This window comes from Streptomyces sp. NPDC005805 (assembly GCF_040630445.1).
Taxonomy (GTDB): Bacteria; Actinomycetota; Actinomycetes; order Streptomycetales; family Streptomycetaceae; genus Streptomyces.
The window spans coordinates 20,880-34,525 of record NZ_JBEXXN010000021.1; the positions used below are offsets into that span (position 1 = coordinate 20,880).

12 protein-coding genes are annotated in these 13,646 nt (G+C 72.9%); 7 read left to right on the plus strand and 5 right to left on the minus strand.

The genetic code is table 11. The features are described from left to right. Positions 1–8: 8 nt before the first annotated feature. A complete protein-coding gene (locus tag ABZ457_RS14405) occupies positions 9–1,256 on the minus strand; it encodes a spermidine/putrescine ABC transporter substrate-binding protein (protein WP_359157634.1) in 1,248 nt (415 codons plus the stop codon). Positions 1,257–1,330: 74 nt separating this feature from the next. Continuing rightward, positions 1,331–2,848, minus strand: coding sequence for a gamma-aminobutyraldehyde dehydrogenase (locus tag ABZ457_RS14410; protein ID WP_359157636.1), 1,518 nt, complete (start codon positions 2,846–2,848; stop codon positions 1,331–1,333). Positions 2,849–3,022: 174 nt separating this feature from the next. On the opposite strand from ABZ457_RS14410, the gene ABZ457_RS14415 reads away from it, so the two are divergent. Further along, entirely contained in the window at positions 3,023–3,580 is a 558-nt protein-coding gene (locus ABZ457_RS14415; protein ID WP_359157638.1) for an NADAR family protein, read from the plus strand. A 185-nt stretch (positions 3,581–3,765) separates the two neighbouring features. Here the strand turns inward: ABZ457_RS14415 and ABZ457_RS14420 are convergent, their stop codons facing one another. Then, complete coding sequence (locus ABZ457_RS14420) at positions 3,766–4,548, minus strand: DUF4190 domain-containing protein (protein WP_359157640.1); 783 nt, start codon at positions 4,546–4,548, stop codon at positions 3,766–3,768. A 111-nt stretch (positions 4,549–4,659) separates the two neighbouring features. Between ABZ457_RS14420 and ABZ457_RS14425 the strand changes: the two genes are divergently transcribed. Then, positions 4,660–5,685, plus strand: coding sequence for an adenosine deaminase (locus ABZ457_RS14425; RefSeq protein ID WP_359157642.1), 1,026 nt, complete (start codon positions 4,660–4,662; stop codon positions 5,683–5,685). Next, positions 5,682–6,413 (plus strand): glycerophosphodiester phosphodiesterase, encoded by a 732-nt coding sequence (locus tag ABZ457_RS14430; RefSeq protein WP_359157644.1) that lies wholly within the window; start codon positions 5,682–5,684, stop codon positions 6,411–6,413. The genes ABZ457_RS14425 and ABZ457_RS14430 overlap by 4 nt, the downstream gene beginning before the upstream one ends. 18 nt (positions 6,414–6,431) lie before the next feature. On the opposite strand, the gene ABZ457_RS14435 is transcribed toward ABZ457_RS14430, so the two are convergent. Beyond that, positions 6,432–7,625, minus strand: coding sequence for a spermidine/putrescine ABC transporter substrate-binding protein (locus ABZ457_RS14435; protein ID WP_359157646.1), 1,194 nt, complete (start codon positions 7,623–7,625; stop codon positions 6,432–6,434). A 226-nt stretch (positions 7,626–7,851) separates the two neighbouring features. Then, complete coding sequence (locus tag ABZ457_RS14440) at positions 7,852–9,291, minus strand: gamma-aminobutyraldehyde dehydrogenase (RefSeq protein WP_359157648.1); 1,440 nt, start codon at positions 9,289–9,291, stop codon at positions 7,852–7,854. A 182-nt stretch (positions 9,292–9,473) separates the two neighbouring features. Between ABZ457_RS14440 and ABZ457_RS14445 the strand changes: the two genes are divergently transcribed. The 4 genes from ABZ457_RS14445 (at position 9,474) to ABZ457_RS14460 (ending at position 13,568) form a co-directional block, all read left to right on the plus strand. Beyond that, positions 9,474–9,971, plus strand: a complete 498-nt coding sequence (locus ABZ457_RS14445; RefSeq protein WP_026278041.1) for an Lrp/AsnC family transcriptional regulator — start codon at positions 9,474–9,476, stop codon at positions 9,969–9,971. Then, positions 9,956–11,344, plus strand: a complete 1,389-nt coding sequence (locus ABZ457_RS14450; protein ID WP_359157650.1) for an aspartate aminotransferase family protein — start codon at positions 9,956–9,958, stop codon at positions 11,342–11,344. Before ABZ457_RS14445 ends, ABZ457_RS14450 begins: the two co-directional genes overlap by 16 nt. Before the next feature lie 335 nt (positions 11,345–11,679). Continuing rightward, positions 11,680–12,408, plus strand: a complete 729-nt coding sequence (locus ABZ457_RS14455; protein ID WP_359157782.1) for an ATP-binding cassette domain-containing protein — start codon at positions 11,680–11,682, stop codon at positions 12,406–12,408. Next, positions 12,390–13,568: a hypothetical protein gene (locus ABZ457_RS14460; protein WP_359157652.1), complete on the plus strand. Its 1,179-nt coding sequence runs from the start codon at positions 12,390–12,392 to the stop codon at positions 13,566–13,568. The genes ABZ457_RS14455 and ABZ457_RS14460 overlap by 19 nt, the downstream gene beginning before the upstream one ends. Positions 13,569–13,646: the final 78 nt, after the last annotated feature.

Genomic DNA, 13,646 nt, shown 5'->3' on the forward strand with positions numbered 1-13,646 from the left:
GGCGGAGGTCAGGCTCCGATGAGCCCGGCGAACTTCTCCTCGTACGCGGTCTCCTCGTCGGCGCTGAGCGAGCGGAAGGAGTGGGACTTCGCGGCCATGGCCTCGTCCGGGAGGATCAGCGGGTTCTTCGCGAGCTCGGGGTCGATCTTCGCCAGCTCGGGGCCGACGCCGGCGACCGGGGTGACGTAGTTGATGTAGGCGGCGAGCTGGGCCGCGACCGGGAGTTCGTAGTAGTAGTCGATGAGCCGGGTGGCGTTCTTCTTGTGCCGGGCCTGGGCGGGCACCAGCAGGTTGTCGGTGGCGGTCATGTAGCCGGCCGTGGGGATGGCGTAGCGGATGTCCGGGTTGTCCACCTGGAGCTGGATCAGGTCGCCGGCCCAGGCGACGCAGGCGGCGATGTCGCCCTTGTCGAGGTCCGAGGTGTAGTCGTTGCCGGTGAAGCGGCGGATCTGCTTCTTGTCGACGGCCTTCTGGAGGCGGCCGAGGGCCGCGTCGTAGTCGGCGTCGGTGACCTTCTCCGGGTCCTTGCCCATGTCGAGGAGGGTGAGCCCGACGGTGTCGCGCATCTCGGTGAGCAGGCTGACCCGGCCCTTGAGGCGGGGGTCGTCCAGGAGCTGGGTCATGGAGGTGACCTTGCGGCCGCCCGTCGCCCTGATGTTGTAGGCGATCACGGCCGGGATGCCGGTCCACGGGTAGCTGTAGGCCCGGCCCGGGTCCCAGTCGGGGCTGCGGAACTGCGGGGAGAGGTTGGCGTAGGCGTGCGGGAGCAGCGCGGGGTCGAGTTTCTGCACCCAGCCGAGGCGGATCATCCGGGCGGCGAGCCAGTCGGTGACGTTGATCAGGTCGCGGCCGGTGTCCTGGCCCGCGGCGAGCTGGGGCTGGATCTTGCCGAAGAACTCGACGTTGTCGTTGATGTCCTCGGTGTACTTGACCGCGATGCCGGTGCGCTTGGTGAACGCGGCGAGGGTGGGGCGGGTCCTCCCGTCCTCGCTGATGTCCATGTACTCGGTCCAGTTGGAGAAGCTGAGCCGCTTCTCCTGGTCCGAGCGGTCGTCCGACTCGGCGGCGCCCGCCTCGCGCTTGGCGGGCGGGATACCGCACGCGCTCAGCACGCCGGCGCCGCCGGCCGTGAGCGCGCCGATGCCCGAGGCGCGCAGCAGGGAACGGCGGGAGAGGGCGCCCCGGCCGCTGGTCATGCTGCGTCGCATCGCGGCGAGCTGGGCCGCCGAGAGGCGTTCGGGCTCGTACTGCTCCATGGCGCTCTGCCCTTTCGGGTGCTGCGGCCGCCGCCGTGCGGGCTGGTCCCCGCGCGGCGGGCGGCCGTGGGTCGTTACGGTCGGTCCCCGAAGATCGTGCGGTGCCAGTCCTTCCGGGCGACCGCGGTGTTGTCGTACATCACATGCTTGACCTGCGTGTACTCCTCGAAGGAGTACGCCGACATGTCCTTGCCGTAGCCCGATGCCTTGTAGCCGCCGTGCGGCATCTCGCTGATGATCGGGATGTGGTCGTTGATCCAGACGCAGCCGGCCTGGATCTCGCGGGTGGCGCGGCCGGTGCGGTAGACGTCGCGGCTCCAGGCGGAGGCGGCGAGGCCGTAGGGGGTGTCGTTGGCGAGGGCGATGCCCTCGTCGTCGGTGTCGAAGGGGAGGACCACGAGGACCGGGCCGAAGATCTCGGACTGCACGACCTCGCTGTCCTGGGCGGCGCCGGTGATCAGGGTGGGCCGGTAGTAGGCGCCGGCCGCGAGGTCGCCGCCGGGGGCCTCGCCGCCGGTGACGACGGTCGCGTAGCCGCGGGCGCGGTCGACGAAGCCGGCGACGCGGTCGCGCTGGGCGTGGGAGACCAGGGGGCCGAGGTCGGTGGCGGGGTCGAGCGGGTCGCCGAGGCGGACCCCGGCCATCAGCTCGGCGACCGCCGCGACGAAGGCGTCGAACAGCGGGCGCTGGACGTAGGCACGGGTGGCGGCGGTGCAGTCCTGCCCGGAGTTGATCAGTGATCCGGCGACGGCCCCGTGCGCGGCGGCCACCACGTCGGCGTCGTCGAACACCACGAAGGGGGCTTTGCCGCCCAGTTCGAGGTGGAGGCGCTTGACGGTGGCGGTCGCGAGCTCGGCGACGCGCCGGCCGACGGCGGTGGATCCGGTGAACGACGTCATGGCGATGTCCGGGTGTCCGACGAGGTGTTCACCCGCGTCCCGCCCGGCGCCGCTGACGATGTTGACGACGCCGTCCGGGATTCCCGCCGCGGAGGCGGCCTCCGCGAAGAGGAGCGAGGTCAGAGGGGTGATCTCGGCAGGCTTCAAAACGATGGTATTACCGGCGGCGACGGCCGGGAGGATCTTCCAGGCGGCCATCTGGAGCGGATAGTTCCAGGGCGCGATCGAGCCGACGGCGCCGATCGGCTCCCGGCGTACGTAGGAGGTGTGGTCCGCGCTGTACTCCCCTGCTGACTGGCCCTGGAGGTGCCGGGCGGCCCCGGCGAAGAAGGCGGTGTTGTCCACGGTGCCGGGGACGTCGAACTCGGTGGTGAGCCTGATCGGCTTCCCGCACTGGACGCTCTCGGTGCGCGCGAACTCCTCGGACCGCTCGGCGAGGACCCCGGCGAAGCGGTGCAGGGCGTCCGAGCGCTCGCCCGGGGTGGCGCCCGCCCAGCCGGGCAGGGCCTCGCGGGCGGCGGAGACGGCCGCGTCGACGTCGGCGGGGCCGGCGAGTTCGTAGGTGTGGAGGGTCTTGCCGGTGGCCGGGTCGACGATGTCCTGTGTCCGTCCCGAGGTGCCGGGGCGCAGCCGTCCGCCGATGTACTGCGCACCGGCCGCGAACCGTTCCTGGACCGGGTCGGGGTTGCCCATGACGCTCTCCGTTGTTCCAGCTCGATGTGAGTGCCGATCCTGACAGAGGGTGACCCACGCAACAAGGGATTCCGTTGTTGCCTTTGATTACGCAACGGAATCGGTCGACCATCTGTCGATCCCGCGGCGGAATACCCGTACGCAGTGTCCGTGGCTGCTGCGAGACTCCCGTGCATGGGGAACACCGGTAGAGACGGGTTGATCGAGCAGGCTGCCGCGGGACAGCGAATCAAGTACCTGCACTTCTGGGGCCACGCGCCACGCCGCGACGGCCGGATCGGCGCGAGCTGCCTCAGCCAGTGGTGGCCGTCGCCCTTCGAGGCCGGCGGGGTGCGCTACGCGACCGCGGAGCACTGGATGATGGCCGCCAAGGCGCGCCTCTTCGGGGACGCGGAGGCGGAGCGCCGGGCGCTCGCGGCGGGGCACCCGGCGGAGGCGAAGAAGGCGGGGCGGCTGGTGCGCGGCTTCGAGGAGGGGGTCTGGAAGCGGGAGCGGTTCGCGATCGTGCGCGAGGGCAGCGTCCACAAGTTCGGGCAGGACCCGGAGCTGCGGGCGTTCCTGCTGGGCACCGGGGACCGGGTGCTGGTGGAGGCGAGCCCGGTGGACCGGATCTGGGGCATCGGCCTGGCCGCGGACGACGAGCGCGCGGCGGACCCGCTGCGGTGGCGGGGGCTGAATCTGCTGGGCTTCGCGCTGATGGAGGCGCGGGAGGAACTGCGGGCGGCGGTCTGACCCCGCCCGCGCGACCCCGGGGCGCCCCGGCGCGAGGGTGGCCCGGACGCGCGGGCCCGGTCCGAGGCCGTGCGGGCTCCGGGGCCTGCGTGCCCCGGGGGCCGGCTGCTTCGGGCGGCCGGCTGCTTCGGGGGCGCGGCGACCCGGGGGCCGGCCCGGTCGTTCCGGGCCCGGCCCTCCCGGGGTCAGCGGCGGGTGTCGAGCACCAGGCTGTTCGAGTACGAGTCGTAGTCGGACTCCCAGCGGTCCTGCCGCTTCTCCTCCTCGTTGATCGCGGTGGTGATCCCCCACGCGATCAGCACGATGAAGACGATCCCGAACACGATGCCGATCGAGCCCGTGATGATGCCCGCCAGCGCCATGCCGCCGTTGGTCGCCTCGCCCCGCTGGGCGCGCTTGCGGCCGAGGATGCCGAAGATCAGGCCCAGCGCGCCGAGGATGATCCCGACGACGCCGTACAGGCAGAACAGGCACACGGACAGGATGCCGAGGACCATCGCGGCGATGCCCAGGCCGTTGGCGGGCTGCGGCGCCCAGCCGCCGGCCGGACCCGCGTAGGGCGCCGGGTAGCCGGCGCCGTACGGGTCGCCGGGGACGCCGAAGCCGCCCGAGGTGCCGGTGGCCGGGGGCGGCGGCATGCTCGCGGCCGGGTAGCCGTACCCGGGGGTGGCAGAGGTGTCCGGGTAGCCGTAGCCCGGTGTGGCCGTGGCGCCGGGGTAGCCGTAGCCGCCCGTGGCGGGGCCGCCCGGCGCGACCGGGGGCGGCGGGACGGACCCGGGGTCGCCGCCCGGCGCTCCGGGCATCCCGATGATCGTCGGCTGGTCGTGCACGCTCGGCGGGGTCGGCCCGGACGGCGGCTGCGACGGCTGCTTGTCCAGGGGCACCCGGTCCTGCGGAGCGCCGCCGGCCGGCGGTGCCCACGGGTCGTTCGGCTGCTGCGCCCCCGCGGGCTCCTGATTGTCAGACATTCATCTCCCCCATCGGTGGTCCGGCCATGCTACGGCCTCGGCCTCCGGCCCCCGGGGGCGCCTACGATGGTCCCCCGGCCAGGAGCGGCGCATCGCACACGGAGGTACCCGATGACCGATCTGCACCCCTTCATCGCAGGTCTCCCGAAAGCCGAGCTGCATGTGCACCACGTGGGCTCCGCGTCACCGCGGATCGTCGCCGAACTCGCCGCGCGGCACCCGGACTCCAGGGTTCCGACCGACCCCGAGGCGCTGGCCGACTACTTCGTCTTCACCGACTTCGCGCACTTCATCGAGGTCTATCTGTCGGTCGTCGACCTGATCCGCACCCCGGAGGACGTGCGCCTGCTCACCTTCGAGGTGGCACGGGACATGGCCCGGCAGAACATCCGGTACGCGGAGCTGACCGTCACCCCGTTCTCCTCGACCCGGCGCGGGATCGAGGAGAAGGCGTTCATGGCCGCGATCGAGGACGCGCGGACGGCGGCCGAACGGGAGTTGGGCGTGGTCCTGCGCTGGTGCTTCGACATCCCGGGCGAGGCCGGGCTGGAGGCGGCCGAGGAGACCGCGCGGCTCGCGGTGGACCTGCGCCCCGAGGGGCTGGTCTCCTTCGGGCTCGGCGGCCCCGAGATCGGCGTGCCCCGCCCGCAGTTCAAGCCCTACTTCGACCGCGCCCGCGCCGCCGGTCTGCGCTCCGTGCCGCACGCGGGCGAGACCACCGGCCCTCAGACCGTGTGGGACGCCCTCAACGAGCTGGGCGCCGAACGCATCGGCCACGGCACCAGCTCCGTCCAGGACCCGGCCCTGCTGGCGCACCTCGCCGAGCACCGGATCGCGCTGGAGGTCTGCCCGACCTCCAACATCGCCACCCGCGCGGTCGCCGACATCGAACGGCACCCCGTCCGGGAGATGGTCGCGGCCGGGGTCCTGGTCACCGTCAACAGCGACGACCCGCCGATGTTCGGCACCGACCTCAACAACGAGTACGCGGTCGCCGCCCGGCTGCTGGACCTGGACGAGCGGGGCGTGGCCGGACTGGCGAAGAACGCGGTCGAGGCGTCCTTCCTGGACCCGGCGGGCAAGGCCCGGATTTCCGACGAGATCGACGCGTACACCACCGCCTGGCTCGCCCGGTGAGCGCCGCCGCCGAGGCCCGGCCGGGTCACGGGCCGCGCCGCGTCACGGTCGTCGGCCACCGCGGCGACCCGTACCGGGTGCGGGAGAACACCCTGCCGTCGCTGCGGTCCGCCTTCGAACGCGGGGCGGACGTCGTCGAGATCGACGTCCGCCTCACCCGGGACGGTGTGCCGGTGCTGCTGCACGACGACTCGCTGAAGCGGCTGTGGGAGCACGACCGCCCGCTCGCCCGGCTCACCGCCGAGGAGGTCCGGGAGCTGACCGGGGGCGGGGTGCCGACCCTGGCCGAGGCGCTCACCGCGACGGAGGGCCGCCGTCTGCTGATCGACCTGCCGGGCGCGACCCCGGCGTCGGTGCGCACGGTCCTGGGGACCGTGCGCGAGTGCGGGGCGGCGGAGCGGGTCGCGTACTGCGCGGGCACCTCCACGATGCTCTCCGTCCGCGCCGCCGACCCCGGCGCCGAGATCTCCCTGACCTGGACCACCCTGGCCCCGCCCCGCCCGGTCCTGCTGGACGCGGTCCGCCCCAAGTGGCTCAACTACCGCTTCGGCCTGGTCCGCCCCGACCTCGCCGCCCGCGTCCACGACCGGGGCCTCCTCCTCTCCGTCTGGACCCCCGACACCCGCCGCACCCTCCGCCGCCTGCTCGCCGCGGGCGTCGACTCGATCACGACGAACCGGGTGGACGTCCTGGGGAACCTGCTGGACCGGGGCGGCCGGGGGGCCTGACCGGCCGCCACGCGCCGGTCACAACCCCACGATCGCGTTCCACCGCCCCGCCAGTTCCGTGCGTTCGTCCGCCGTGATGTCGCGGGCGATGGCGAGGCGGGCGCGCATCGCGGTGTCGGGGAAGATCAGGGGGTCCTCGGCGAGGGCGGCGGTGTCCGGGTCCTTGGCGGCGGCCAGGACGTCGCGGGCGGCCGGGACGGGGCAGACGTAGTTGACCCAGGCGGCGAGTTCGGCGGCGACCTCGGGGTCGTAGTAGTGGTCGATCAGGGCCTCGGCGTTGCGCTTGTGGCGGGCGAGGTTCGGGATCATCAGGCTCTCGGCCCAGAGTTCGCCGCCCTCCTCGGGGACGACGAACTCGATGTCCGGGTTGTCGGCCTGGAGTTGGATGACGTCGCCGGAGTACGCCTGGCAGGCGAGGACGTCCCCGGTGGAGAGGTCCTTGATGTAGTCGTTGCCGGTGAAGCGGCGGATATGACGGGCCCTCACCAGCTTCTCGACGCGCTCGCACATCCGGTGGAAGTCCTCGGTGCGCCAGCGCGTGACGTCGACCCCGTCCCCGCGCATCAGCAGGGCGAACGCCTCGTCGAGGCCGGAGAGCAGGGTCACCCGGCCGCGCAGGTCGTCCGCCCACAGGTCGGCGGTGGCGCGGATCTCCCGGCCGAGGCGGCGGCGGTCGTAGGCGATGCCGGTGATGCCGCTCTGCCAGGGGACGCTGGAGCGGCGGCCCGGGTCGAACGCCGGGGAGAGCAGCTGCGGGTCGAGGTGGGCGGCGACGTTCGGCTGGCGTGCGCGGTCCATCTCCTGCACCCAGCCGAGCCGGACGAAGCGGGCGGCCATCCAGTCGCTGACGACGATCAGGTCCCGGCCGGTCTCCTGACGGTTGATCAGGGACGGGCTGATCTTGCCGAAGAACTCGTCGTTGTCGTTGATCTCCTCCGAGTAGCGGACCGCGATCCCGGTGCGGCGGCTGAACGCCTCCAGGGTGGGCCGGCGGGAGGTCTCCTCGTCGGTGTCGATGTAGAGCGGCCAGTTGGCGAAGTCGACCCGGCGCTCCCGCCCCGAGAGGTCGGCGCGGGCGCGGTCCCCGGGCGCCACCCGTGCGGGCGGGACCCCGCAGCCGGCGAGCGCGAGACCGGCGCCGCCCGCACCGAGGGCGCGGAGCAGGGACCGGCGGGAGGGAGCGGGCAGGGGGTGCTTCCGGATCACCGTCACGCCCGCAGGATGTCGCCGGGTGCGGACGCCCGGCAATGGACGCTGCGTCGACCACTCCGGGTCCTCCGGGCGACAGCCTGTCGAGCACCGGGCGGGCGTCCGGGGCCCGGGCCACCCGCCCGGCACCCGGGCCGAGGCCGAGCGCAAGTCCGGCCCGCACGCCCACGCGAAGGGGCCCGGGGGAGCAATGCGCTCCCCCGGGCCCCTCAAGCCGCCGGCCGGCGGCTCACGCGTCCAGGGACGTCATCACGTGCTTGACGCGCGTGTAGTCGTCGAAGCCGTACGCCGAGAGGTCCTTGCCGTAGCCGGACTTCTTGAAGCCGCCGTGCGGCATCTCCGCGACCAGCGGGATGTGCGTGTTGATCCAGACGCAGCCGAAGTCCAGCGCCTTCGACATCCGCATCGCCCGCGCGTGGTCCTTCGTCCAGACCGACGAGGCGAGCGCGTACTCGACACCGTTCGCCCACTCCAGCGCCTGCGCCTCGTCCGTGAAGGACTGGACGGTGATGACCGGGCCGAAGACCTCGTTCTGGATGATCTCGTCGTCCTGCTTGAGGCCGGAGACGACGGTCGGGGCGTAGAAGTAGCCCTTGTCGCCGACCCGGTGGCCGCCCGCCTCGACCTTGGCGTGGGCAGGGAGGCGGTCCACGAAGCCGGAGACCTGGTCGAGCTGGTTGGCGTTGTTCAGCGGGCCGTAGAGCACGTCCTCGTCGTCCGGCGCGCCGGTCCTGGTCTCGGCGGCGGCCTTGGCGAGGGCGGCCACGAACTCGTCGTGGATGGACTCCTGCACCAGCACCCGGGTCGCGGCCGTACAGTCCTGGCCGGCGTTGAAGAAGCCCGCCACCGAGATGTCCTCGACGGCCTTGGGGATGTCGGTGTCCTCGAAGACGACGACCGGGGCCTTGCCGCCCAGCTCCAGGTGGACGCGCTTGACGTCCTTGGCGGCCGAGGCGGCGACCTGGATGCCGGCGCGTACCGAACCGGTGATGGAGGCCATCGCCGGGGTCGGGTGCTCGACCATCAGGCGGCCGGTGTCGCGGTCGCCGCAGACCACGTTGAAGACGCCCTTGGGCGCGATGGCGCCGATGATCTCGGCGATCAGCACGGTGGAGGCCGGGGTGGTGTCGGACGGCTTCAGCACGACGGTGTTGCCCGCCGCCAGCGCCGGGGCGAACTTCCACACGGCCATCATCATCGGGTAGTTCCACGGCGCGACCTGCGCGCAGACGCCCACCGGCTCACGGCGGACGATCGAGGTCAGACCCTCCATGTACTCGCCCGCCGAACGGCCCTCCAGCATCCGCGCGGCGCCCGCGAAGAAGCGGATCTGGTCCACCATCGGAGGGATCTCCTCGGTGCGGGTCAGCTCCAGCGGCTTGCCGGTGTTCTCCGACTCGGCCGCGATCAGGTCCTCGGCGCGCTCCTCGAAGGCGTCCGCGATCTTCAGCAGGACCTTCTGGCGCTCGGCGGGGGTCGTGTCGCGCCACGCGGGGAAGGCGGCGGCGGCGGCCGCCATGGCCGCGTCGACGTCGGCCTGACCGGACAGCGGCGAGGTGGCGTACGCCTCCCCGGTGACGGGGTTGACGACGTCGATGGTCCGGCCGTCGGCGGCGTCCTTGAACTCCCCGTTGATGTAGTTGCGCAGACGACGCAGCTCGGTGGTCACTGTTGCCACCCCTCCTGTGAGATGTCCGATGGGTGAGACACACCCACCCTAGTCCGAGTGCCGACGTTTTCAACAGGCCCGACCCTCCCGCACTTCGGATTCAGTCAGATCGAGAGCCCGATTCAACGAATTTCATCGATTTGGGGTTGCGAGACCGACGAGTCCCGGTGCAGAGTGAGCTCGTGGCCAGCCGTAGCGCAGACTCCAGGAACGGGACCGGCAGCGGATCGTCGCCGACGATCGACGCCGTCTCCCTCGCGATCATCGAACAGCTCCAGGAGGACGGTCGCCGTCCGTACGCCGCGATAGGCAAGGCCGTGGGCCTTTCCGAGGCGGCCGTCCGGCAGCGCGTCCAGAAGCTGCTCGACCAGGGCGTGATGCAGATCGTCGCCGTCACCGACCCCCTCACCGTGGGTCTGCGACGCCAGGCGATGGTCGGCATCACCGTCGAGGGAGACCTCGACCCCGTCGCCGACGCGCTCACGGCCATGGCCGAATGCGAGTACGTGGTGATGACCGCGGGCTCGTTCGATCTGATGGTCGAGATCGTCTGCGAGGACGACGACCACCTGCTCGAAGTGATCAACAAGCGGATCCGCGCGCTCCCCGGCGTGCGCTCCACCCAGAGCTTCGTCTACCTCAAGCTCAAGAAGCAGACCTACATGTGGGGAACCCGATAGCCGTGAGCCAGGACCGCAGCGACCTCTCAAAGTCCGCCTACGACCACCTGTGGATGCACTTCACCCGCATGTCGTCGTACGAGAACGCCCCCGTCCCCACCATCGTCCGCGGTGAGGGCACCTACATCTTCGACGACAAGGGCAAGCGCTACCTCGACGGCCTCGCCGGCCTCTTCGTCGTCCAGGCCGGCCACGGCCGCCACGAGCTCGCCGAGACGGCCTACAAGCAGGCCCAGGAGCTGGCCTTCTTCCCGGTCTGGTCCTACGCCCACCCCAAGGCCGTCGAGCTGGCCGAGCGCCTCGCCCACCACGCGCCGGGCGACCTCAACAAGGTCTTCTTCACCACAGGCGGCGGCGAGGCGGTCGAGACCGCCTGGAAGCTCGCCAAGCAGTACTTCAAGCTCAAGGGCAAGCCGACCAAGTACAAGGTCATCTCCCGCGCGGTCGCCTACCACGGCACCCCGCAGGGCGCCCTCTCCATCACCGGCCTGCCCGGCCTGAAGGCCCCCTTCGAGCCGCTGGTCCCCGGCGCGCACAAGGTGCCGAACACCAACATCTACCGCGCCCCGCTCTTCGGCGACGACCCCGAGGCCTTCGGCCGCTGGGCCGCCGACCAGATCGAGCAGCAGATCCTCTTCGAGGGCCCCGAGACCGTCGCCGCGGTCTTCCTGGAGCCGGTGCAGAACGCGGGCGGCTGCTTCCCGCCCCCGCCCGGCTACTTCCAGCGGGTCCGCGAGATCTGCGACGAGTACGACGTGCTCCTCGTCTCCGACGAGGTCATCTGCGCCTTCGGCCGCCTCGGCACCACCTTCGGCTGCCAGAAGTTCGGCTACGTACCGGACATGATCACCTGCGCCAAGGGCATGACCTCGGGCTACTCCCCGATCGGCGCCTGCATCGTCTCCGACCGCCTCGCCGAGCCGTTCTACAAGGGCGACAACACCTTCCTGCACGGCTACACCTTCGGCGGCCACCCCGTCTCCGCCGCGGTCGGCCTGGCCAACCTCGACCTGTTCGAGAAGGAGGGCCTGAACCAGCACGTCCTCGACAACGAGGACGCCTTCCGGGCCACCCTGGAGAAGCTGTACGACCTGCCGATCGTCGGCGACGTCCGCGGCAACGGGTACTTCTACGGCATCGAGCTGGTCAAGGACAAGGCCACCAAGGAGTCCTTCAACGACGAGGAGACCGAGCGCGTCCTGTACGGCTTCCTCTCCAAGGCCCTCTTCGACGCCGGCCTGTACTGCCGCGCCGACGACCGCGGCGACCCGGTGATCCAGCTCGCCCCGCCGCTGATCTCCGACCAGTCGACCTTCGACGAGATCGAGCAGATCCTGCGCGGGGTCCTGACGGAGGCGTGGACCAAGCTCTGACCCGGCCGCGGCCGGGCCCCGCGCCCGGCCGCACCACGCCCACCACGGCGTCCGCCCGCGCCGGTGCGGCCCCGCCGGCGGGGGCGGACCACCTCCCGGTCCCCTCGGGACCTCCCCGGTCCCCCTCGGGACCCAGGGCCCGGAGCACACCCTCCCCGGCTCCGGCGCCCGCCACGGCCCGGGGGCCGTCCATCCGAGTGAGATGGACGGCCCCCGGGCCGCGTGCTTCCCCGGACCCCGGCGGCGACTCCCTAGCGTGCCCAGTGACCCATCGGACCTGTCTTCGTTCCCCCGTACGGGGGGCCGGAAATCTGATGAGAACCGAGGAGTACGCGATGGTGGCCCCGCCGGACAACGATGTGATCTGGGCTCGCTCCCTGCACCACGCCCACCGCGGCTCGCCGGCGCTCGTCGGCGTCTCGCTCGGGGTGCGCGAGAGCGAGATCCTCGCCGTGCACGGCGCTCGCGGCAGCGGCAAGACGACCCTGCTGAAGTGCCTGTCCGGCCAACTCGTCCCGCAGCAGGGCGAGGTGTGGTTCAACAGCTCCCCCGTGCACACCATGGCCCCGCTCCACCGGGAGCGGCTGCGCCGCGACCGCTTCGGCTGGGTCGACCCCGAACCGGTCCTGGTCCCCGAACTGAAGGCGTGGGAGAACGCGGCCCTGCCGCTGCTGCTGCGCGGCGACTCCCGCCGGGCCGCCCGGGCCGCCGCCCTGGAGTGGATGGACCGGCTCGACATCGGCGCCGTCGCCAAGAAGCGCCCGCACGCCCTGGTCCGCGCCGAGCAGCAGCGGGTCGCGGTGGCCCGGGCGCTGGTGGCCACGCCCGCCGTGCTCTTCGCCGACGAGCCGACCGCGGCGCTGCACTCCGCCGACGCCGCCCATGTCCTGCGCACCGTCACCGCCGCCGCCCGCTCGCACGGCATCACCATGGTGCTCGCCACCCACGACGCGGAGACGGCCGGACTCGCGGACCGGGTGATCACCCTGGCCGACGGGCGGCGCGCCGGCCGCACCCCGGTCGCCGAGGCGGAGGGCCGGGCCGCGTGCTCGCTCTCCGTCTAGCCCGGGGCGCGCACGCCCTTGTCCAGCTGCGGCGGCTGATGGTCGCCGCCGCGTCGGCGGGCGTGGGCTTCCTGCTGCTGTGCGCGCTGACGTACGCCCTCGCCCACCCCGGCGACTCCGGGGCGACCCTGCGGCTGCTGTGGTGCCTCGTCCCGCTCGCCGCGACGGTGTACTTCGCCGTCGCCGTCGCCCGCACCGACCCGGGGACCCGGCCGCGGCCCGGACTCTCCTCGGTCGGGCTCGGCCCGGCACGACTCACGGCGGTCGCGGCGGCGACCACCGCCGTGGCCGCGACCCTCGGCAGCGCGGTGGCCCTGCTCTTCTTCCTGCATCTGCGGGGCGATCTGACGGGGCTGCCGTTCGACGGTGCCGCCGCCGACCTGCTCGCCGCGGGCGAATCGCTTCCGCTGGGGGCGGCGCTGCTCCTGCTGGCGCTCGTCCCGCTGACCGCCTCGGGCGCGGCGGCGCTCGCCCTGCGGCCCGGCGGCGGCAGGGGCGCACCGGCTCAGGAGGCGTCCGAGGGCACCGAGGACGTGGCCCAGGAGGTGCCGCCGGCCGCGCCGGCCGGGCTGCCGTGGGGTGTGGCGCTGGTCGCCGCCGGGCTCGCCGTCGAGGCGTACGCGGGCGGACGGCCGGGCGGCCGGACCGTTCCGCTGCCCGGGCAGGCCGAGAACCTGCCCGCCGCGGTCCTGGGCGGCTGGTGCCTGACCGCGCTCGGGCTCTGGCTCGCCGGCCCGGCCCTGACCCATCTGTGCGGGCGGCTCCTCCAGGCGTTCCGGCCCGGTGCGACCCGGCTGCTCGCGGGCCGGATCCTGATGTCGGAGGCCCGCCGCATCGGCCGCCCGCTGGGCGTGGTGTGCGCGGTGGCCTCGGCGGGGCTGGCCTCGGCGACGGTCTACGGCGGGTCCGGGAGTCCCTGGGGGCCGCTGACCGTCCTCGGCGCGGTCCTCGTCGCCGCCTGCACGGGCGCGACGCTGCTCACGGCGGCCCTCGAAGCGCGCCGGTCACGGGAGGCGACCAACGCCGCGCTGCTGCGGATGGGCGCCTCCCCGACGGCGCTGCGCCGTGCGGCGGCGGTCCGGGTGGGCGCGCTGCTCCTGCTGTTCGTGCCCCTGACCTGGGCGGTCGCCGTCCTCGCCGCGGCGCCGCTGACGGGCTGACCGCCCGCGCCCGCCCGCGCCCCCCGATCCCGCGCCCCGGCCCCGGTCTCGCCACCGGCGGCCGGGGCGCGTCCGTGC